The 20,217-nt window shown below is 38.7% G+C and carries 22 protein-coding genes and 1 pseudogene; 19 read left to right on the plus strand and 4 right to left on the minus strand.

The features are described 5' to 3' along the window. Positions 1 to 144: 144 nt before the first annotated feature. The 3 genes from IGI58_RS10965 (at position 145) to IGI58_RS10975 (ending at position 3,202) form a co-directional block, all read left to right on the plus strand. Positions 145 to 825 (plus strand): ABC transporter ATP-binding protein, encoded by a 681-nt coding sequence (locus tag IGI58_RS10965; protein ID WP_225534815.1) that lies wholly within the window; start codon positions 145 to 147, stop codon positions 823 to 825. Then, entirely contained in the window at positions 826 to 2,109 is a 1,284-nt protein-coding gene (locus IGI58_RS10970; RefSeq protein ID WP_087642158.1) for an ABC transporter permease, read from the plus strand. A gap of 151 nt (positions 2,110 to 2,260) precedes the next feature. Continuing rightward, the gene (locus IGI58_RS10975) at positions 2,261 to 3,202 is read left to right on the plus strand and encodes an NADP-dependent oxidoreductase (protein WP_429953364.1); all 942 of its coding nucleotides are present in this window, start codon (positions 2,261 to 2,263) and stop codon (positions 3,200 to 3,202) included. Between the two features lie 87 nt (positions 3,203 to 3,289). Here the strand turns inward: IGI58_RS10975 and IGI58_RS10980 are convergent, their stop codons facing one another. Further along, a complete protein-coding gene (locus tag IGI58_RS10980; RefSeq protein ID WP_087642160.1) occupies positions 3,290 to 4,186 on the minus strand; it encodes a LysR family transcriptional regulator in 897 nt (298 codons plus the stop codon). 167 nt (positions 4,187 to 4,353) lie between these two features. On the opposite strand from IGI58_RS10980, the gene IGI58_RS10985 reads away from it, so the two are divergent. From IGI58_RS10985 to IGI58_RS11010, 6 genes are read left to right on the plus strand one after another with little or no spacing between them, the layout of a single operon-like run. After that, positions 4,354 to 5,037: a CoA transferase subunit A gene (locus IGI58_RS10985; RefSeq protein WP_087642161.1), complete on the plus strand. Its 684-nt coding sequence runs from the start codon at positions 4,354 to 4,356 to the stop codon at positions 5,035 to 5,037. After that, on the plus strand, positions 5,021 to 5,662 hold the full coding sequence (locus IGI58_RS10990; RefSeq protein ID WP_225534820.1) for a 3-oxoacid CoA-transferase subunit B: 642 nt from the start codon (positions 5,021 to 5,023) through the stop codon (positions 5,660 to 5,662). The genes IGI58_RS10985 and IGI58_RS10990 overlap by 17 nt, the downstream gene beginning before the upstream one ends. Before the next feature lie 13 nt (positions 5,663 to 5,675). Next, positions 5,676 to 6,866, plus strand: coding sequence for an acetyl-CoA C-acetyltransferase (locus tag IGI58_RS10995; protein WP_429953362.1), 1,191 nt, complete (start codon positions 5,676 to 5,678; stop codon positions 6,864 to 6,866). Next, entirely contained in the window at positions 6,866 to 8,182 is a 1,317-nt protein-coding gene (locus IGI58_RS11000) for a GntP family permease (RefSeq protein ID WP_429953360.1), read from the plus strand. Before IGI58_RS10995 ends, IGI58_RS11000 begins: the two co-directional genes overlap by 1 nt. Before the next feature lie 30 nt (positions 8,183 to 8,212). After that, a complete protein-coding gene (locus IGI58_RS11005) occupies positions 8,213 to 8,983 on the plus strand; it encodes a cyclase family protein (RefSeq protein WP_429953359.1) in 771 nt (256 codons plus the stop codon). 15 nt (positions 8,984 to 8,998) lie between these two features. Continuing rightward, positions 8,999 to 9,829, plus strand: a complete 831-nt coding sequence (locus tag IGI58_RS11010; protein ID WP_429953357.1) for a 3-keto-5-aminohexanoate cleavage protein — start codon at positions 8,999 to 9,001, stop codon at positions 9,827 to 9,829. Between the two features lie 386 nt (positions 9,830 to 10,215). Here the strand turns inward: IGI58_RS11010 and IGI58_RS11015 are convergent, their stop codons facing one another. Then, positions 10,216 to 10,527: an ArsR/SmtB family transcription factor gene (locus IGI58_RS11015; protein ID WP_429953356.1), complete on the minus strand. Its 312-nt coding sequence runs from the start codon at positions 10,525 to 10,527 to the stop codon at positions 10,216 to 10,218. 103 nt (positions 10,528 to 10,630) lie between these two features. Here IGI58_RS11015 and IGI58_RS11020 point away from each other — a divergent pair, with 103 nt between their 5' ends. The 6 genes from IGI58_RS11020 to IGI58_RS11045 all read left to right on the plus strand — a co-directional run bounded on the left by IGI58_RS11020 (position 10,631) and on the right by IGI58_RS11045 (position 14,873). Further along, positions 10,631 to 11,269 (plus strand): nitroreductase family protein, encoded by a 639-nt coding sequence (locus IGI58_RS11020; RefSeq protein WP_087642168.1) that lies wholly within the window; start codon positions 10,631 to 10,633, stop codon positions 11,267 to 11,269. Positions 11,270 to 11,281: 12 nt separating this feature from the next. Next, positions 11,282 to 11,647, plus strand: a complete 366-nt coding sequence (locus IGI58_RS11025; protein ID WP_087642169.1) for a DUF1304 domain-containing protein — start codon at positions 11,282 to 11,284, stop codon at positions 11,645 to 11,647. Between the two features lie 165 nt (positions 11,648 to 11,812). Beyond that, on the plus strand, positions 11,813 to 12,409 hold the full coding sequence (locus IGI58_RS11030; protein ID WP_087642170.1) for a nitroreductase family protein: 597 nt from the start codon (positions 11,813 to 11,815) through the stop codon (positions 12,407 to 12,409). Between the two features lie 34 nt (positions 12,410 to 12,443). Next, positions 12,444 to 13,292 (plus strand): VOC family protein, encoded by an 849-nt coding sequence (locus IGI58_RS11035; protein WP_429953354.1) that lies wholly within the window; start codon positions 12,444 to 12,446, stop codon positions 13,290 to 13,292. Between the two features lie 179 nt (positions 13,293 to 13,471). Continuing rightward, on the plus strand, positions 13,472 to 14,134 hold the full coding sequence (locus IGI58_RS11040; protein WP_429953353.1) for an ABC transporter ATP-binding protein: 663 nt from the start codon (positions 13,472 to 13,474) through the stop codon (positions 14,132 to 14,134). Further along, positions 14,115 to 14,873 (plus strand): ABC transporter permease, encoded by a 759-nt coding sequence (locus IGI58_RS11045; RefSeq protein WP_225534828.1) that lies wholly within the window; start codon positions 14,115 to 14,117, stop codon positions 14,871 to 14,873. Before IGI58_RS11040 ends, IGI58_RS11045 begins: the two co-directional genes overlap by 20 nt. Positions 14,874 to 14,927: 54 nt before the next feature. Here IGI58_RS11045 and IGI58_RS11050 read toward each other — a convergent pair whose 3' ends face one another. Together IGI58_RS11050 and IGI58_RS11055 are read right to left on the minus strand one after the other, a co-directional pair. Beyond that, on the minus strand, positions 14,928 to 15,617 hold the full coding sequence (locus IGI58_RS11050) for an HAD family hydrolase (protein WP_429953351.1): 690 nt from the start codon (positions 15,615 to 15,617) through the stop codon (positions 14,928 to 14,930). 17 nt (positions 15,618 to 15,634) lie between these two features. Then, positions 15,635 to 16,402, minus strand: a complete 768-nt coding sequence (locus tag IGI58_RS11055; RefSeq protein ID WP_429953350.1) for a DeoR/GlpR family DNA-binding transcription regulator — start codon at positions 16,400 to 16,402, stop codon at positions 15,635 to 15,637. 239 nt (positions 16,403 to 16,641) lie between these two features. Between IGI58_RS11055 and lacG the strand changes: the two genes are divergently transcribed. From lacG to IGI58_RS11075, 4 genes and pseudogenes are all read left to right on the plus strand, one after another. Then, a complete protein-coding gene (lacG, locus tag IGI58_RS11060; protein WP_429953349.1) occupies positions 16,642 to 18,045 on the plus strand; it encodes a 6-phospho-beta-galactosidase in 1,404 nt (467 codons plus the stop codon). Between the two features lie 34 nt (positions 18,046 to 18,079). Next, on the plus strand, positions 18,080 to 18,397 hold the full coding sequence (locus IGI58_RS11065) for a PTS lactose/cellobiose transporter subunit IIA (RefSeq protein ID WP_225534832.1): 318 nt from the start codon (positions 18,080 to 18,082) through the stop codon (positions 18,395 to 18,397). 21 nt (positions 18,398 to 18,418) lie between these two features. Next, positions 18,419 to 19,688, plus strand: a pseudogene (locus IGI58_RS11070) (PTS transporter subunit EIIC); the annotation flags it as partial. Further along, positions 19,679 to 20,131, plus strand: a complete 453-nt coding sequence (locus IGI58_RS11075) for a lactose/cellobiose PTS transporter subunit IIB (RefSeq protein ID WP_412523580.1) — start codon at positions 19,679 to 19,681, stop codon at positions 20,129 to 20,131. The pseudogene IGI58_RS11070 and the gene IGI58_RS11075, both read left to right, overlap by 10 nt. Positions 20,132 to 20,217: the final 86 nt, after the last annotated feature.

Below are 20,217 nucleotides of genomic sequence, written 5' to 3' on the forward strand. Positions count from 1 at the left end.
TTTATAGGTCTAAGGTACCATGACAAGAAAAGTAACTTAGTTCAAAATAGTAAGGGTAGCAGGAGGTTGTATGTGGAAAAAGGGAAAACTGGAAGAGTCATCACTTACTAAATCAAGCAGTAAGTCAAAAAATGGAGGGATAAAATGTCTGTAATCGAAGCTAAAAACATAAAAAAAAGCTATGGACGAAACGAATCAAGATTCGATGCCTTAAAAGGTGTGGATCTATCAGTTGAAGAAGGCGAATCTGTAGCGATCATCGGGAAAAGTGGATCAGGAAAATCAACATTTATGCATATTCTTGCATTGTTGGATAAACCAACATCCGGTGAAATTTTATTAAATAATCAAAATGTTACCAGCATCAGTAAAAAACAATTAGATAAAACAAGGAATGAACAATTCGGTTTTGTCTTCCAGCAATTCTTTATGAACCCTAAAGATACCGTTTTAAACAATGTGATGCTGCCGTTAAAAATCGGTGGGATCTCTAGTGGTAAGCGCAAGAAAATGGCGCTTGAAGCACTTAAAGCTGTTGATTTAGAAGATAAAATCAATAACAAAGCCAATAACTTATCTGGTGGACAAAAGCAACGTGTTTGTATTGCGCGTGCGTTAGTCAATAATCCGAAAATCATTTTTGCTGATGAACCAACGGGGAATCTGGATTCGGCAACAGGAGATAAAATCGAACAGCTTTTATTTGATTTGAATAAGAAAAAAGGCATCACGCTGATCATTGTAACGCATGACCCAGAACTTGCGGCCCGCTGTGATCGTCAGATCCATGTTCGTGACGGCTTGATCATAGGAGGAGATGAGTAGATGAAATTCAGCGATATTTTAAAATCAGCAAGTTCAAACTTAATGCGTAACAAAGGTCGGACGATTCTGACGATTGTTGCAATTTTTATTGGTGCTTTTACTATCTCATTGACGACAGGGGTCAATATTGGTGTGAATGACTATATCGATAAGCAAGTTGGCAGTGTCGGCGGAGAAAATCAGATTTTTGTTCAGCCGAAAATGGAGATGAACATGGGCAATAGCGATGAGCCTACAAAATATGATCCAGATAAAAAGACCAGCACAATGTCACAAATACAGGCAATGACAGAGAAAGATGTCGAAAAAATAAAAGAACTTAAAGGGATCGATTCTGTTGAACCGATGAAATCTGCAACGATCGATTATATCGAAGGTACAAACGGTGAAAAATATGTATTTTCTGCAAGTTCGACGATGGAAGATATGAATATCGATCTGGAAACGGGCAAAACTGTTTCTCAAGACAGCACAGCATTTGAAATCAATTTAGCACCTGAATATGTGAAATCACTTGGCTTCAAATCAAGTAAGGACGCAGTTGGTAAAACCGTGAAACTAGGAACAGCTCCAACGCTTGGCGGAGAAGAAAAAGTGGTTGAAGCAAAAATCGTTGGCGTTCGTAATACCAGCTTGATTCAAGGTGGTATGTCATTGATGAACCGCTCATTAGTAGATAAACTGGTTGAAATCAATGAAGAAGGTCTGCCGGAAAACATGCAAAACCAATATGGAATGGTCATTGCAGCTGCGGACAAAAATAGTACAAAAGAAGACATTACGGCAATTAAAGATCGTTTGGACAAAGCAGGTTATACTGGATCGACCGTGGAAGATGAAATCGGTATGATCAGAAATATCATCAATGCAATTACAGGAGTCTTAACAATGTTTGGGGCGATTGCATTATTAGCAGCAAGCTTTGGGATCATCAATACGTTGTACATGTCCGTTCAAGAGCGCACAAGAGAGATCGGCTTAATGAAAGCAATGGGATTAAGTAGTGGTAAAGTCTTTACGATTTTTAGTGTAGAAGCAGCGTTGATTGGATTCTTAGGCTCAGTATTAGGAATTTTAGGAGCAGTCGGTGTTGGCGCACTAGTGAACCAAATCGCGGCAGATTCATTCTTAGAAGCATTGACTGGATTTACACTGATCCAATTTTCAGCAGGGTCTTCACTCGTGATTATCTTAGTGATCATGGCAATTGCTTTCTTAGCAGGAACATTACCAGCAAGAAGAGCGGCCAAATTAGATCCAATCGAATCTTTACGTTATGAATAAAAATAAATAGAAAATCGATTGACAAAGCAAAGACAACAGCTCATTTTGCTTTGTCTTTTTTTTACTTTCTTTTAGTAAGCATATTAGTTACCTAAATAAACAAAAAGGAGTATACTAAGTTTACATTTTGTTGAAAAACGGAGGAACGATCATGAGAGCAGTAGTCATCAATCAATATGGCAGTAAGGATGTCTTAGAAGAACAAGAGGTTACCTTACCTGAATTAAAAGAACATCAAGTATTAGTAAAGGAATATGCAACGTCGATCAATCCGATCGACTGGAAACTTAGAGAAGGCTATTTGAAGCAAATGTTCGACTGGGAATTTCCAATTATTTTAGGCTGGGATGTTGCCGGTGTGATCACTGAGGTTGGAAGCCTTGTAACAGAGTGGAAAGTCGGCGATAAAGTTTTCGCTCGTCCTGAAACCACTCGTTTTGGCACTTATGCAGAAGAAACGATCGTCGATGATCATTTATTAGCAGCGATCCCTGAAAATATTAGCTTTGAAGAAGCTGCCGCTGTGCCATTAGCAGGGCTGACTGCTTGGCAAGCATTGTTCGATCATGGCGACCTTAAAAAAGGTGAAAAAGTCTTGATCCATGCGGGTGCAGGCGGCGTGGGAACTTATGCGATCCAATTAGCAAAAGAAGCAGGTGCCTATGTGATTACAACAGCTAGTGAAAAAAATCATGAGTTATTGAACAAATTAGGTGCAGATGAAGTGATCGATTATCATACAACAGATTTTACAGATGTTTTATCGGATATCGATTTAGTGTTTGATACGATGGGCGGCGACGTTCAAAAAAATAGTTTCAAGGTCCTAAAAGCTGACACTGGACGCTTGATTTCGATCGTTGGGATCGTAGACGAAGAACTTGCCAAAGAAAAAAATATTCGAGCGGAAGGTATTTGGCTACAGCCAGATGGTGAGCAGTTGAGTAAAATCGCTGATTTAATGGCAAAAGGGAAAGTTACTTCTGTTGTTGGAGAGGTTTTCCCATTCTCAAGACAAGGTGTTTATGATGCACATGCTTTGAGCGAAACTCATCATGCGGTCGGAAAAATCGTAATAAAAATGGGTGAATAAAAAAGAAGAGACTGAGATTTCTGTCTATAATGATCAATAGAAGGTACCTTCTACTGATCATTATAGGATAGAGTTCGGTCTCTTTTTTTAATTATTCGGTTTAGAAAAATGTTCTAAGATACTTTTTAAAACAAATTTTTCGACATTTAAGTAATTTTTCTTTTTTGGACGACAGACAGTGACTTTCCAAGATAATGGATGTTGGATTCGAACAGCTTTGTAATCCCGTTCTTGAATGAAATCTTTGACAGGAGCTGGCAGAATAGTCAAAAACGCTGTATTAAAGGTCATTTTCAGCAGTAAATCCCACGCACCAGATTGGATTTTTATCATTGGCTTTAAATTTAGCTTGTCAAAATAACTCATGACCAAATGATGGATCATGAAGGTATCGTTGAATAATGCCAACGGCTCCTTTGCCAGTTGTTCCCAAGTGATCCATTCCTTTTCAGCATAGGCATTGTTGATACTCATAAATGCATACAGCTCATCTTCTACCAACGTATGTTCCTCGATATTCGCTAATTCTGTCGGCTGCAGTAAAATAGCTAGATCGATTTCATTGACCAGCAGCATTTTTTTTAGCTCATACGCACCTTCTTCGACAATGTTTATTCTTATCTCAGGATGTTCTAGAATAAACTGAGATAAAAAATTCGCAAAAACCAGAGAAAGAATCAATGGCGGGATCCCGATCGTGATACTACCAGTCAAAAACTGATTTTTTTCTTCGAGCTGTTTCATCATTTCTTCATAAGAAGCAATGACTTCGATGGCTTGCTCGTAAAACGTTTCCCCAACAGCGGTTAAAGCGGAAAGTTTTCCTTGTTTGCGTATAAACAACTCGACATTTTCTTCTTCTTCAAACGTTTTGATCATCTTACTCAATGCAGGTTGGGAAAGGTGCATTTTTTTTGCCGCGGCAGATAAATTATTATCGGAATCGACGATCGTCACAAAATATTTTAATTGCTTGATATCCAAATGATTCTCCTCCTTTAGTAAATATTTCTTCCTATAAACTATTCTATACCTATAACTTTAACATATAGGTGTTATGAAAATAAAGTCTTAGACGTGAAAAAAAAGCATTGATATTATTAGTGTATAAGGAAATGCAACCGTTTTAATCAAAGGCGATGGAGGAAGTTATGAAAAGGATAAATCAAAAAGATCTAATAAATTTAATTCATACAGGAGAGACGATCATGATCGGCGGTTTCATGTCAGTGGGAACTCCGGATACAGCGATTCGAGCGATTGCTGAAAGTGAGCTGGAAGATTTAACGATCATTAGTAATGATACTGGTGTTTCTTCCGATGATCAAGATAGATTGGGGATTGGTCATTTATTGTTGCAGCATAAAGTTCGTAAAGTTATTGCCTCACATATTGGGATGAACGCTGAAACAGGTCGACAAATGATCAACAAAGAAATAGAGGTAGAATTGGTGCCGCAAGGAACATTAGCCGAAAAGATCCATGCTGGCGGTTCGGGGCTTGGCGGTTTTCTGACACCAACTGGACTAGGGACCATTGTAGAAGAAGGCAAAGAAATTATTTCTGTTGATGGGGAAAAATATCTTTTGGAAGCCCCATTGACTGCCGATGTTGCGTTGATCAAAGCATATAAAGCAGATTCTTTAGGAAATCTTGTTTACCAAAAAGCAGCACGTAATTTTAATCCAGTAATGGCATTAGCGGCAAAAACAGTGATCGTTGAAGTTGATGAACTGGTAGAAGTGGGGGAGCTTGATCCAGAAGAAATCGTGACACCATTTGTGGTTGTCGATAAAATCTTGGTGAAGGAGAAGAACAATGCGGGTAAAAGATAAAATTACAAAGCGGGTAGCGAAAGAACTAAGAGATGGTGATGTGGTCAATTTAGGTATCGGAATGCCGACATTAGTCGCAAATTACATCGATCCAAGCATTACTGTATTTTTACAATCTGAAAATGGGGTCGTTGGTATTGACAAACCTTTGGAAAATCAAATTGAGCCAACTTTAGTGAATGCCGGTGGTGCACCAGCAGGAATTATCAAAGGCGGAACATTTATTGATAGCCTAACTTCCTTTTCTCTTATTCGGGGAGGGCATATCGATATCACCGTTTTAGGTGGGCTGCAAGTGGATCAAAATGGAAATTTAGCAAACTGGATGATTCCTGGTAAGCTGATTCCGGGAATGGGTGGAGCTATGGATCTTGTAGCGGGAGCCAAAAAAGTTATTATTGCGATGGAGCATATGACTAAAAATAAGGAACCAAAAATTTTAAAAGCTTGTACATTACCGCTCACAGCCAGCGGTGCGGTTTCAATGATCGTCACAGAGCTGGCTGTCTTCAAATTTATTGAAAATCGCTTAACGCTTATTGAAATTTGTGAAGGAAGTAATTTAGAAGAAATCAAGGCTTCGACTGAAGCAGAGTTTGATATTCTTCCAGAACTATTGAATTAAAGGAGAGAGTAATATGAGAGAAGTAGTGGTTGTATCAGCGATGAGAACGCCGATCGGTACCTTTGGCGGTACACTAGCATCGTTTTCAGCCGTTGATTTAGGTGTGAAAGCTGTGGAAGGCTTGATCGTCAGAGCTGGCGTATCTAAAGAAATGATCGAAGAAGTCATCATCGGAAATGTCTTATCTGCTGGTAAAGGTCAAAATGTGGCTCGACAAGTTGCTGTACACGCTGGATTACCATTTTCAGTACCAGCTTCCACTGTTGGGAATGTTTGCGGCTCAGGAATGAAGGCTGTTATCAATGGTGTTCAGGCAATTTTATCTGGGGATCGAGAGGTTGTTTTAGTTGGCGGAACAGAAAGTATGAGTCAGGCTGGATATGTTTCATCTGATAGTCGTTGGGGGATGAGAATGGGGCATAGTCAATTAACGGATACGATATTATCTGATGGATTAACAGATGCATTTTCCGGCATCCATATGGGAATCACAGCTGAGAATTTAGCAGAACGTTTTCATATCAGCCGTGAAGAACAGGATGCTTTTGCGTTGAACAGTCAGGAAAAGGCATTGAGAGCAATTGAAAATCATCAATTTGAAGAAGAAATCGTACCGATCACTATACAGCAAAAGAAAAAAGCTCCCTTTGATATGACAACAGATGAAGGTCCTCGCGCAGGCCTATCACTTGAAAAATTAGGCAATCTAAAAGCTGTCTTTAAGGCAGATGGCACTGTAACAGCCGGCAATGCTTCCGGTATCAATGATGGTGCAGCAATGCTGCTTTTGATGAGCAAAGAAAAAGCTGAGACGCTTGGCATTTCTTATATGGCAACAATCAAAAGCTATGCTTTTGAAGGAGTGGAACCTGATATTATGGGCTATGGTCCTGTTGTTTCAACGAGGAAAGCTCTTGATAAAATCGGCATGTGCATCAAGGAAATTGATTTAGTAGAATCGAATGAAGCTTTTGCGGCACAATCACTTACAGTTGCAGCAGAACTTGGTTTAGATTTAGAAAAAACAAATATCTATGGTGGAGCAATTGCATTAGGTCATCCTATTGGAGCCTCAGGTGCTCGGATTTTAACCACGCTGTTACATGGCTTGGAAGCGAATAAAGCGAAAACAGGTCTAGCCACATTATGTGTTGGCGGCGGCATGGGCGTATCGATGATCGTTGAACGAAAGGAGTCCAACTAATGGAAATTTTAGCGATTGCAGGGGTCGTTTTTGCGACAGGTCTAATTATTTACTTGTCATTGAAAGGCATTAATATTTTAGTTATTTCTCCGCTTTGTGCCTTACTTGTTATGCTGACGAATCAAATGCCGATCTTGGATAGCCTATTAAAAGGACCAAACTCATATATGGGTGGATTATCAGGATTTGTTTCCTCATTCTTTATTATTTTTCTACTAGGCTCTGTGTTAGCGAAATATATTGAAGAAAGCGGTGCAGCTAATTCAATTGCAAATGGTATTTTGAAATTGACTGGGACGGAAAAACCTTATTCTGTTTTAGTGGCGATTTTTCTAATGAGCCTATTATTGACCTATGGCGGTGTGAGCTTATTCGTTGTTCTATTTGCGGTCGTTCCTTTGGCAAGAAATCTATTTGAAAAATTGAATATTCCTTGGCGTCTGATCATCACACCTTATTTTTTAGGGGTTGCAACTGTAACGATGACGATGATGCCGGGAACACCTGCTATTCAAAATGTCATCCCAACGATGACTTTAGGTACTACTTTGACAGCAGCTCCTATCCTTGGCATTGTTGCCTCGATCGTAGTGACGATCTGGGGATTATGGTGTATGAAAAGAGAACTTAAAACAGCATTGAATAATGGTGAGACCTTCGATCAAAAGTATGCGAAAAAAGAAGACGTAAAAACAGAAGGAAAACAACCGAGCTTGATTATAAGTCTTTTGCCGTTGGTAACATTGATCATTATTATTTTTGTCGGCAGCTTTTTTAAAGTCAGCAACATTATCATTCCAGCACTTACGGTATCGATCATTCTTTCAGCTGCTGTATTCCATCCCTACATTGAAAGCCATAAACAAGTTCTAAATCTGGGGGCAACAGGAGCGATTTCACCAACGATTTTTTCTGCTTCGGCTGTTGGTTTTGGTTCTGTAGTAGCATCAGCAGCAGGGTTTCAAACGATTTTAGCGGGCATTCAAAGCATTCCTGGAAATCCGTTGATCAGTTTATCGATTTTGACAGGCGCCATGGCAGGTGTAACTGGTTCATCTTCTGGTGCGCTAGGGATCGTAATGAACAATTTTGTCCAGCCTTATGTCGATATGGGGATCGACCCAGCCATCATTCATCGAATGTCAGCGATTGCTTCAGGTGTATTGACTTGTCTGCCTCAATGCGGCGCTTTACTGTCGATGTATGCATTGACGGGATTGACACATAAAGAAACGTACAAAAATTTGTTTATATCTGTTGTAGTAGGAAGTTTCATCGCGTTTATCGCAGCATTACTTTTAGCTGTTTTATTTTAAAGAGAATAACTTATTTAGGAGGAAAGAAATATGAAATTTGTCGACTTGAGTACAACGATTGAAAGTGGTTTGCCGTCTGATCCTGTGGGAATGATTCCAGAGATCAAATATAAGGATCATAAAGACAGCATCGAGTACATGTTGAGTTTTTTTGGAACGGCTACACCTGAAGATTTGCCGGATGGCTTGGCTTGGGCTTTGGAAGATGTGACATTGACTACTCATGCAGGCACACATTTAGATGCACCTTATCATTACCATCCAACAATGAATAATGGTGAACGTGCATGGACGATCGATGAAGTACCGCTTGAATGGTGCTATGGTGATGGTGTAGTCGTTGATTTTACACATAAACCAGATGGTTCTGCTGCAACGATCGAAGATTTTGAAAAAGAATTTGAACGCTTAAACTATACCTTGAAGCCAGGCGATATCGTCTTGGTAAATACTGGAGCCTCTAAAAAATGGGGATCGATCGAGTATCTTTCAGCCGGTTGCGGAATGGGCAGAGAGGTTACGTTATGGTTGATCGAACAAGGCATCCATGTGATGGGAATAGATGCATGGAGCTGGGATCGCCCGCTTAAAATCGTCGGCAAAGAATTTGATGAAACTGGCGACAAAAGTATCATTTGGGAAGGTCATTTTGCCGGAATCGAAAAAGCATACTGCCATATCGAAAAATTAGCGAATCTGGATCAAGTGCCTGCAACAGGATTTAAATTCAGTTGTTTTCCTGTAAAATTAAAAGCAGCAAGCGGCGGCTGGATCAGAGCTGTTGCTATGATCGACGAATAGAAAGGTCTGATAAAATTGAAAAATAAAGTAATCATCACCGTTGCGACAACAGGCGGTTATACGACGAAGGAACATAATCCGAATGTCCCTCTAACACCAGTTGAGATCGCTGATGAGGTGTACAAATGCTATCAAGCAGGTGCGGCGATCGCCCACATCCATGTAAGAGATGAAGCTGGAAATCCAACGATGGATTTTGAGAAATTTAAAGAAACAGTGGAATTGATTCGATCAAAATGTGATATCGTCATCAACATTACTACATCTGGTGGAACTGGCTTCAATGATGATGAGCGAATGAAACCATTTGTAGAGCTGCTCCCGGAAATCGCTAGTTATGACTGCGGTACGATGAACTGGCAGCATACGACAGTATTTGAAAATAATCCTCTGTTTTTAGAAAAATTAGGGAAGAAAATGCAGGAAGTCAATGTGAAACCAGAGATTGAAGTTTTTGATCCAGGGATGTTGTACAACGCGCTGTATTATGCTAAAAAAGGCATTTTAAAAGAGCCGCTGCATTTTCAGTTTGTATTAGGTGCACCAGGCGGTATTGCGGCAACAGTTGAAAATTTAGTTTATCTAAAAAGCTTACTTCCTGAAAATGCGACATGGAGTGCTTTTGGGATCGGTAAAGAAAGTACACCTATCCTGATGACGACATTGGCGCTCGGCGGTCATGTTCGAGTTGGAATGGAAGACAATAGCTACTTGTTTAAAGGTCAGTTAGCTGAATCGAATGTTGACTTTGTGGAACGTTCAAAAACCTTGATCAAAGAATTAGGGAAAGAACCGGCAACGCCGGAAGAAGCGAGAGCTATCCTAGGGCTTACGAAAAAAGTATAGCCAGAAGAGGCTGAGACAAAAGTGTTTAGCTCTAAGAACCAAGTCCTTCAATTCTTAGGATCTTTGATCCTTAGAGATTGATGAGATCGAAACGAAGTGTAGTAGGTACTGTGCAACACTGTTTATCTGCGACGAGTCTTTGACGAGAAAGCATCAACTCATTCTTCGTTGTGTTTACAGCAATTTCGGCTTATTTACAAAGCCTTAAACTCTTAATGCTTTAGCACTTAGAATGTTGCTGGCTTCACTTTGTTCTTTGAACAATAGTGGAACTGTATGCGTTAGCTGATGTGATCGAAGCGTAGCGTAGTAGTTACTTTTTTCTCGCCGTTTATTCGAATTTAGAGAGCGAAACAAAACTGATTTTTAGTTTTGTTTCGCTCTCTTTAACCGTTCTGTTTTTTTGCTCTGTGGCGAATAAGTTCAATCAGACCAGGTAATTCTCGTTCGATATACGTCTGATTCAGTGCATATTTTTTAGTGGTGCCTACTTTGTTTTCACGGATCAACTGGGCATCTTTTAACAACTTTACATGATGGGAAAGTGTGGATTTAACAATATTGTAGGTTTCTGAGGTGATTCGTTTCTCGCCATCTATCAGTAAACAAGTCAAAATATTCAAGCGGATCGGATCACTAACGGCCTGAAGAGCGAGTAAAACAGGGTCATTTTTATTGGAATCATATTTATTATTCATAGGATGAGTATACCACAAACCTTCTACTTTACATATTACTTAGACAATGCTATATTTTAATAGTTCGAATATTTTCGAACAAAAAAAGGAAATGAGGGATATTATGCAAAACACATATAAAGAAAACGACTTTTCAAAAATATTAAAAGGCCGGAGATCTGTTCGTAACTATGATCCAGCGGTTAAAATTTCTAAAGAAGAAATGGAACAAATCATCAATGATACTGTTACAGCACCATCATCGATCAACATGCAGCCGTGGCGTTTTGTTGTAGTGAGCAGTGATGAAGGGAAAGAAACCTTGGCTCCTTTAGTTCATTTCAATAAATTGCAAAATGAAACATCAGCGGCAATGGTCGTGATTTTTGGTGACCTGGATAATTTTGCACAGGCAGAAAAAATTTATGGTACGGCGGTCGAACAAAACCTGATGCCTCAAGATGTAAAAGAACGACAACTGGAAATGTTTAGTCCGTTGATGGAAAAAATGCCTTTGGACGTGAAAAAAGAAACGGTTTTGATCGATGGTTCATTAGCTGCTATGAATTTGATGCTTGTGGCGCGCGCGTATGGCTATGATACGAATCCGATCGGCGGCTTTGACCGTGAAAAAATCACTGAAGCATTACAGTTGGACCCAGAACAATACTATCCTATAATGATCGTATCGATCGGAAAAGCCAAAGAAGCAGGCTATCCTTCTTATCGTTTACCAGCAGAAGATATTACTTTTTGGAGATAGGAGAAACCTACAATGCAGATGATTCCTTTAGTTTTAGCAGTGATTGTTGCACTTGAACATTATTACATTTTATATTTAGAGATGTTTCAGACAACGTCAACGAAAGCGCAACAGGCCTTCGGTTTAGATAAAGAATTTTTATCAGATGAACGCGTACAGACCTTATTTAAGAATCAAGGATTGTATAATGGATTTTTAGCGACGGGTATTTTATGGGGCGCATTTTTCGCGTCCAATTCTTGGGCAGTCGTAACCTTTTTTATTAGCTGTGTGGTGGTGGCAGCCGTATATGGCGGACTCACCTCGTCAAAATCGATTCTCTTAAAACAAGGTGTGCCGGCAATTATTACGTTAGTGACATTGATTATATTTAGATAGAAAAGACAAAAAGCTTGCAACAAAGATCTTATGGTTGCAGGCTTTTCTTTTCATTTTCAAAAAAACTTATAAAAAGTAAGTCAAAACTCTTTACTTACTTTTAGTAAGAGTATATACTGTGTAAGTAATCTAAAAACTATTTGAAATCGAAAAGGAGAAATACCCATGACAGAATTTATTCAAGCATTAAAAAAACGCCGCTCAATCTACGCTTTAGGAACAAACGTAACGAAATCAAATGAAGAGATCGAAGCGTTAGTTAAAGAAGTTGTAAGAGAAAGCCCATCTTCATTCAACTCACAAACTCAACGTGTTGTTTTCTTATTTGGAGACGCACATAAAAAATTATGGTCAATCACTGAAGAAGCATTGAAACCTCTAACACCAGCAGAAGCTTTCCCGAATACTCAAGCAAAATTACAAAGCTTTGCAGCAGGTAAAGGAACGATTTTATTCTTCGAAGATCAAGACGTAGTGAAATCTTTACAAGAACAATTTGAATTATATGCAGAAAACTTCCCAATCTGGTCAGAACAAGCAAGTGGTTTGACACAAGCAAACGTTTGGACTGCATTAGCTCAAGAAAATATTGGTGCAAACCTACAACACTACAATCCAGTGATCGATGAAGCTGTTGCTAAAGAATGGTCGATTCCAAGTAACTGGAAATTAAGAGGACAATTAGTCTTTGGTTCGATCGAAGAAGCAGCCGGTTCAAAAGAATACATGGAAGACAGCGCTCGCTTTAAAACATTCGGTTAAAAAAAGTTCAAGCTGGGAGAAAGAAGGGATCACGATGTTTCAATTATCTGCTGAGACACATCCAAGTCAAGTTGTTTTAAAAGTAAAAAATCTAGAGAAAATGGTTGCGTTTTACACTGAAATCGTTGGACTGATGCTTGTTAAGTCAGAAGTACAAACGGCTTATCTAAGTGCTCAAGGAACTCCTGAAAAAATTATTTTAGTAGTAAAACAACTACCAGAACCTCAAGAAACGATAAAGACGGCAGGATTGTATCACATCGCCTTTTTACTTCCAACAAGAAAAGACTTAGGCAATACACTGTTATGGTTATTGCAAAACAATATCGAAATCGGTGCTGGCGAGCATGGCTATAGTGAAGCACTCTATTTCTCAGATCCAGAAGGAAATGGGATCGAAATTTATCGTGATCGTCCAATGGAAGACTGGGATATCCGAGAAAACGGTGAAATCGTCGGCGTCACAGAAGAACTTGATGCAGACGGGATTATTGCTGAGGCTGATAGAACTTGGCGTGGAATGCCTTTGGGATCAAAAATTGGGCATATTCATTTGAGTGTTTCTGACATAGAAAAGTCAGGGGCGTTTATGGAGAAAATCGGCTTTTCGCTAAAATACAATTTTGGGCGTCAGGCGAAGTTTTTTGCGGCTGGTAATTACCATCATCATATTGGTATGAATGTTTGGGAAAGCCGTGATCTGCCGAAAATGCAGCCGGAACAATTTGGCTTAGAATCCTATACATTTTCATTGCCAAATAAAGAAGCTTATGAGCAATTACAAAAGCATTTGCAGGAACAAGCAATTGCTCATGAAAAAAATGATAATGCGTTGATCGTGCCAGATCTAAATGGAACAGCACTGATTTTTACGTATGATTAACATCATTTCAAAAAAACTAAGTAAAGACGAAGCAACGAGTAAAACTCTACGAGCGATCAAAGAGGATTATTGGTTGTTTCGTTTTTTTTTGTTTGATCAAATTAACTATTGAGTCAAAATGCACTGGACGGTAAGATAGAAGATGATATTAGTAAAAATAGGATAGGAGTAGATAAAACGTGGAGCCGATCTTAACAACAGAATCTCTTTTTTATGAATCTGATCAGCAGATGATCCTTCAGGATATTTCGATCATGATTGAATCAGGCAGTCATGTGACGATCACAGGACCCTCTGGCAGTGGGAAAAGTACCTTATTAAAACTTTTGGCATCACTGCTGACGCCGACGAAAGGAAAAATCATTTTTGAAGGAGCGGACAGTTCGACTTTGCCGATCGAAGAATATCGTATGGCAGTCTCTTATTGTTTTCAACAACCATCATTGTTTGGTGATACGGTAAAGGATAATTTTTTATTTCCTTATCAAATTCGTAAGAAGTCATTTGATGAGCGGCATGCGATAGAGCTTTTGGATGATATGCAGTTGAAACCAGATTATTTGAATAAGCCGATCAAAGAACTATCAGGTGGAGAGAAACAACGCGTGGCATTGATTCGAAATGTGCTTTTTTTACCAAAGGTTTTATTACTCGATGAAGTGACAGCGGGGTTGGATCAACAGAGCAAAGAAATCGTCAATCAGTGGCTGACGGCACTGAACCGTGAACGAAAAGTGACGTTGATCCGGGTCACTCATGATAATCAGGAAATAGCAAATGCGCAAAAGCTGATCCAAATCAAAGAGGGGCAGGTAGTGGAAAATGAATCTAGCAGTAAATAATTTGTCGTTGACATTAGCGGCAGTTCTTGTGCTTGTTTCGATCGTTATTAGCTATAAAGAAAAACTTGGATTTACGAAGGATATTTTGATCAGTGTATTTCGAGCGATCATTCAATTAGTGATCGTTGGTTATTTACTTAAATATATTTTTCAAGTCAACAATGTCTTTTTGACGTTGGCAATGACCGCAATTATTATCATCAATGCTTCTTTGAATGCTAAAAAACGTAATGGGCATTTAAAAAAAGGTTTTTGGATTTCATTGATTGCCATTGCTTCGAGTACGATCGTAACGATCGGTGTTTTGATTTTATCAGGTGCGATTCGCTTTATCCCTTCCCAAATCGTACCGATCAGCGGAATGATCGCCAGTAACTCGATGATTGCGATAGGTTTGTGCTATAGAAGCTTGGATCGTCTATTTCATGATCAAAGACAGGCCGTTCTAGAAAAACTTGCGTTAGGTGCTTCGATCAAATTAGCATCTATTACGATCGTCAAAGAAAGTATCCGTACGGGGATGGCACCGACCATCGATTCAGCTAAAACAGTGGGGATCGTTAGTCTGCCGGGAATGATGTCTGGGTTGATTTTTGCTGGTGTCGATCCAGTACATGCGATTAAATATCAAATCATGGTGACCTTTATGTTGCTGTCTGCAACAAGTATTGGTTCAGTGATTGCAACTTATCTGGCGTATAAAGAATATTATAATGAGCGAAAACAATTGATCGTTTAAAAAAGAGGAACACTGTTGGGGCAGCTTCCCCACAGTGTTCCTCTTTTTCATGAATCAAACTATTGTTTCTCTAGCGATGAAAGTCTCGAAAAAGTTTTCAAAATTTTTGATCAGACCGTTCGTACCTAGTCCTGCTTCTTTGAATAACAGGCCATTTTTCTCGAAAGGATCAATGGCAATGATAGTTCCGATCCCTGCGTTTTTTGCAGCAGTCAAACCAGAGAAGGCATCTTCGATCACAAGGCATTGTGTTGGAGGAAGTGCTAATTTTTTTGCGGCAAGGATAAAAATATCTGGTGCAGGTTTTCCAGGAAATGTTCCATTATCATAAACCACAGTTGTAGGATCGAACCATTTCTCTAAATGAAAAATATCAAAGTAAAAATCTAGATTTTCCTTTGTTGTTGCTGTAGCTATGGTCATTGGAACAGCAGCTTTTTTCAATCGATCAAGTGTTGTGGTCAAACCTGCTGTCAATTCTAGTTGTTCAGGATTTTTTAAACACATTTCTCGATAAAGTGCTTCTTTCTCGTAAGAAAGCTGCTCGATTTGCTCTTGATTTAGCTTGTTTGAAATGAAATGAGTCAAGATTTCATTGTTTGTACGTCCATGAATATTCAGTAAGATATCATCTTCTGTAAGATCTGCTGAGGAATATTTTTTGATCATGTGAAGCCAAGCCTCCTCATGAAGATGAGAATCTAAAAACATTGTTCCATTAAAGTCAAAAATAATTCCATTCACCTTGATCACTCCTTTTATCACTCTGTTTTTTTAGCGATTTTTACTGCTACATACTGTTCATAGTGCTGCTGTACATCTTCAATGACGGCATCATCAGTAATCAAATAATCCATATCATGCAGATTATAGAAAACATAAAAATCATCACGGTTCAGCTTTTGATGGTCGGCTAAAATGAATTTTGTCCGTGAGTTGTTCAAAGCGATTTTCTGGGCCTCTCCTTCTTCGATGTTATAGGTGGAGATTGCTTCATTATGAATACCGTTTGCACTAATAAATGCTTTAGTAAACTTCAATTTTTTTAATGTATCATTTACGATCGGTCCAACAAAAGCCCCTGTATTTTGACGATAATCGCCACCAACTAAAAGAATGTCTGAAATTTCATGTTGCGCTAGAATATCAAAAACAGGGTAATTATTTGTGATGATCCGTATTCGTTTTGTTGATAGCAATGAAGCTAAAAGCTCCATTGTTGTTCCGGGTCCTAAGAAAACTGTATCTCCATCTTGAATAAAAGATGCTGCTAGTTGGGCAATCTGCTTTTTTTCTTCTATCTGAACAGCTTTTTTTTCATTATGAGAAAGCTCTTTATCGATAGAATAGGATAAGCTTTGGGCACCGCCATGGATCCTTAGTATTTTTCCTGCTTTATCCAGCTCATCAAGATCTCTTCTGACTGTCATATCTGATACAGACAACGCCTGAATAATTTCATTGACAGTAATGATCCCTTGGGCATTTGCCATTTCGATGATTTTGAGTAAACGCTCTCTTTTTAACATCTTGATTGTTCCTTTCACTTATTTTACAAACAATTTAACATAAAAAAACACACAAGTCAAAATAAAACGAACAAAAACAAACAATTATGGGTTGAAGAAAAAAGATAAGATATCGTTTTTATGTGTTTTATTTGTTGACAATTCGAAAATATGAAAGTAATATTAGAATATGAAACGAACAAAAACGAACTTTAAATCAACAAAAATAAACTTTCGTTCATTAAGAGGAGGAAGAAATAATGGTCTGGACATTACCAGAGGATTTTATTTTCGGTGGGGCGACAGCAGCTTATCAGGCAGAAGGTGCAACAAAAGAAGGCGGTAAAGGCGCGGTAGCTTGGGATGAGTTTTTAGAAAAGCAAGGACGCTTTAGTCCTGATCCGGCGAGTGATTTTTATCATCAGTATCCTGAAGATATTCGCTTATGTGAACAATTTGGTGTCAACGGAATTCGTTTATCCATCGCATGGACTAGAATTTTTCCGAGTGGAAACGGTACAGTGAATCAAGAAGGAGTAGATTTTTATCACAATGTGTTTGCTGAATGTAAAAAGAGAAATGTAACCCCTTTCGTAACGCTGCATCATTTCGATACACCGAAACCACTATTTGATAAGGGAGATTTTTTAAATAGAGAAACAATGGAAGCGTTTGTAAAATATGCCGAATTTTGCTTTGAGGAATTTAGTGAAGTCAAACATTGGAGTACATTCAATGAGATTTATCCTGTAGCGACAAATCAATATCTTTTAGGAGTTTTTCCTCCATCGATCAAATTTGATTTTACGAAAGTCATTCAATGCCTGCATAACATGATGGTCACACATGCAAAAACAGTGAACTTATTTAAAGAAAAAGGCTACGCTGGCCAAATTGGTGTCGTTCATTCATTGGAAACGAAATATCCTGCAACAGATTCATTAGAAGATCAGCATGCTGCATTTTTAGATGATGCTTTATCTGTTCGCTTTTTATTAGATGCGACTTACCTAGGATATTATTCTGAAGAAACATTAAAAGCTTTAGATGAAATTTGTGAAGCAAATCAGGCAAGCTATTCTTTTTCAGAGGAAGATTTTGAGGTCATGAAGAAAGCCTCTACACGCAATGACTATTTAGGGATCAATCACTACCAGTGTCATTTTGTAAAAGCCTATAATGGAGAAAGTGAAATCTATCATAACGGTACGGGTGATAAAGGCACTTCAGTATATCGAGTAAAAGGAATAGGCGAACGAATTTATAAAGAAGGGCTGTCAAGAACGGATTGGGACTGGTTGATTTATCCAGAAGGTATGTATGATATGTTGATGCGGATCAAAAAAGATTACCCATCGTATAAGCAAATTTATATCACTGAAAATGGAATGGGTTATAAAGATGATTTTGAAGATGGGGTTATTATGGATGGACCGCGAATTGAGTATTTGAAAGTCTACTTGGAAGCAATCAGCCGTTCGATCCAAGAGGGTGTGAATGTAAAAGGATATTTTCTGTGGTCACTGATGGATCTTTTCTCATGGACCAATGGCTACAATAAACGGTATGGTCTTTTTTATGTTGATTTTGATACACAAAAACGCTATCCGAAAGAATCAGCTTACTGGTATAAATTTGTCAGTCAGACGAAGACGATTATCTAATAAGGCTAAACTAAACAAAGTGAGGAGTAAAAAAATGAGTACAAAAGAAGAATTGCAGATGCTGGGTTTCGAGATCGTTGCTTATTCTGGAGATGCAAGAAGTACGATCTTGAATTTATTGAAAGAAGTTCGCGGTGGTAATTTTGAGCATGTAAACGAAGCACTGAAAGAGGCCGATGAAAACTTAACACTTGCCCACAATGCACAAACAAAGATTTTGGCTGAAGAAGCTTCGGGGAGTGATCTTGATTTGGGATTTATATTTATTCATGGACAAGATCATTTGATGACGACACTTTTACTAAGAGAACTTGTACAGGATTTTATCGAATTATATAAAAAAAATCAGTGATCTGACTAGGAGGAGTACAGAATGAATGCAATCATCAAGCAGATTGAAAAAGGAAAACCATTTTTTGAGAAAATCTCCCGAAATATCTATTTAGGCGCTATTCGAGATGGTTTTTTAACAGCTATGCCCGTCATTTTATTTTCTAGTATTTTTATTTTGATCGCAGCTGTCCCGGAAGTATTAGGTTACGCCTGGCCTGAAGCTGTATCAGCTTGGCTTTGGAAAGTTTATGGGTATTCAATGGGACTTGTGGGACTTTTGGTTGCTGCAACAACAGCTAGGTGTTTAGCAGAATCGATGAATCGAAAAATGCCGAAAAATACCACAATCAATGCAACATCCACTATGCTTGCAGCAATTGTTGGTTTTGTTTTATTGAGTGTCAATCAAATTGAAGGCGGTTTCTCTGTTGAGTATATGGGAACAAAAGGGTTGATCGCTGCCTTTGTATCAGCATTCGTTACTGTTAATGTATACAAGTTTTGTGTTAAACGAAATATCACGATCAAAATGCCGAAAGAAGTTCCAGGAACCATTTCACAAACGTTTAAGGATATTTTTCCTTTCGCTTTTTCAGTATTTTGTATGGTGATCATCGATTTAGTGATGCGTAATTTCTTCAAAGTTTCTTTTGCAGAAGGCATCATTACTTTATTACAGCCATTATTTTCAGCAGCAGATGGTTACCTTGGAATTGCACTTATTTGGGGAGCGATGGCGCTCTTTTGGTTTGTTGGCGTTCACGGACCTTCGATCGTGGAGCCGGCAATCGCAGCAATCATTTATGCCAATGTGGAAACGAATCTGGAGTTGTTTAATTCTGGAGAACAGGCATCTAAAGTGTTGACTGTAGGATTAGGCAATTTTGTTGGTACGATGGGCGGGACTGGAGCAACACTTGTTGTCCCATTCATTTTTCTCTTATTTGCAAAATCCAAACAGCTGAAAGCAGTCGGCAAAGCATCTGTTGTTCCAGTCTGTTTTGCAGTGAATGAGCCGTTATTATTTGCAGCACCAATGATTTTGAATCCATATTTCTTTATTCCATTTTTGATTACACCCATGGTCAATGTTTGTTTATTCAAATTTTTTGTCGACGTGATCGGTATGAACAGTTTTATGTATGTTCTTCCATGGGCAACACCTGCGCCAATCGGATTGATTTTAGGGACAGGCATGGGGGTTTGGGCTGTTGTGCTTGCAGTTGTTTTGATCGCAGTCGACGTGATCATCTATTTGCCTTTCTGTAAAGCGTACGATGCAGAGCTAGTGGAACAAGAAATGCAGAATGTGGAAGAAAATGTAATCGAAGAGCTGTTGGAGCCGGCTTTCGGATCAGTCATTGCCAGTGCAGCTGTGTTGACTGACAAGGAATCAAGTGGTGATTTACCTACAGAGAAAGAACAACCATCAAAAGAAATCAATGTTTTAGTATTATGTGCTGGTGCTGGTACAAGTGCTATGTTAGCGAATGCATTAAAAGATGGTGCCGAAGAATATGAAGTTGCGATCACTGCTGAAGCGGGTGCATATGGTTCTCATTATGAAATAATGGAAAATTTTGACATGATCGTACTAGCACCGCAAGTAAACTCCCACTATGAAGATATCAAAGAGGATGCTGATCGTTTAGGTATCAAGCTGATCGGTACAAAAGGAGCAGAATACATTCAACTGACAAGAGATTCTAAAAAGGCGGTTGATTTTGTCTTAGGGCAATTTAACAATAATTGAAAATGGAGGTTCAAGAAATGAAGAAGAAAATGGTCTCGTGGCTTTTTTCGGTGTTCCTGTTGGTTCTGACATTTACGTTTGGTTCG

This window comes from Enterococcus sp. AZ020 (assembly GCF_050499205.1).
GTDB lineage: Bacteria > Bacillota > Bacilli > Lactobacillales > Enterococcaceae > Enterococcus_L > Enterococcus_L dunnyi.

Excerpts from the sequence above, each read along its gene's own strand:
- IGI58_RS10965 (WP_225534815.1), top strand. The coding sequence starts at position 145 with ATGTCTGTAATCGAAGCTAAAAACATAAAAAAAAGCTATGGACGAAAC.
- IGI58_RS10970 (WP_087642158.1), top strand. The coding sequence starts at position 826 with ATGAAATTCAGCGATATTTTAAAATCAGCAAGTTCAAACTTAATGCGT.
- IGI58_RS10975 (WP_429953364.1), top strand. The coding sequence starts at position 2,261 with ATGAGAGCAGTAGTCATCAATCAATATGGCAGTAAGGATGTCTTAGAA.
- IGI58_RS10985 (WP_087642161.1), top strand. The coding sequence starts at position 4,354 with ATGAAAAGGATAAATCAAAAAGATCTAATAAATTTAATTCATACAGGA.
- IGI58_RS10990 (WP_225534820.1), top strand. The coding sequence starts at position 5,021 with ATGCGGGTAAAAGATAAAATTACAAAGCGGGTAGCGAAAGAACTAAGA.
- IGI58_RS10995 (WP_429953362.1), top strand. The coding sequence starts at position 5,676 with ATGAGAGAAGTAGTGGTTGTATCAGCGATGAGAACGCCGATCGGTACC.
- IGI58_RS11000 (WP_429953360.1), top strand. The coding sequence starts at position 6,866 with ATGGAAATTTTAGCGATTGCAGGGGTCGTTTTTGCGACAGGTCTAATT.
- IGI58_RS11005 (WP_429953359.1), top strand. The coding sequence starts at position 8,213 with ATGAAATTTGTCGACTTGAGTACAACGATTGAAAGTGGTTTGCCGTCT.
- IGI58_RS11015 (WP_429953356.1), bottom strand. The coding sequence starts at position 10,527 with ATGAATAATAAATATGATTCCAATAAAAATGACCCTGTTTTACTCGCT.
- IGI58_RS11020 (WP_087642168.1), top strand. The coding sequence starts at position 10,631 with ATGCAAAACACATATAAAGAAAACGACTTTTCAAAAATATTAAAAGGC.
- IGI58_RS11025 (WP_087642169.1), top strand. The coding sequence starts at position 11,282 with ATGCAGATGATTCCTTTAGTTTTAGCAGTGATTGTTGCACTTGAACAT.
- IGI58_RS11030 (WP_087642170.1), top strand. The coding sequence starts at position 11,813 with ATGACAGAATTTATTCAAGCATTAAAAAAACGCCGCTCAATCTACGCT.
- IGI58_RS11035 (WP_429953354.1), top strand. The coding sequence starts at position 12,444 with ATGTTTCAATTATCTGCTGAGACACATCCAAGTCAAGTTGTTTTAAAA.
- IGI58_RS11045 (WP_225534828.1), top strand. The coding sequence starts at position 14,115 with ATGAATCTAGCAGTAAATAATTTGTCGTTGACATTAGCGGCAGTTCTT.
- IGI58_RS11055 (WP_429953350.1), bottom strand. The coding sequence starts at position 16,402 with ATGTTAAAAAGAGAGCGTTTACTCAAAATCATCGAAATGGCAAATGCC.
- lacG (WP_429953349.1), top strand. The coding sequence starts at position 16,642 with ATGGTCTGGACATTACCAGAGGATTTTATTTTCGGTGGGGCGACAGCA.
- IGI58_RS11065 (WP_225534832.1), top strand. The coding sequence starts at position 18,080 with ATGAGTACAAAAGAAGAATTGCAGATGCTGGGTTTCGAGATCGTTGCT.
- IGI58_RS11075 (WP_412523580.1), top strand. The coding sequence starts at position 19,679 with ATGCAGAATGTGGAAGAAAATGTAATCGAAGAGCTGTTGGAGCCGGCT.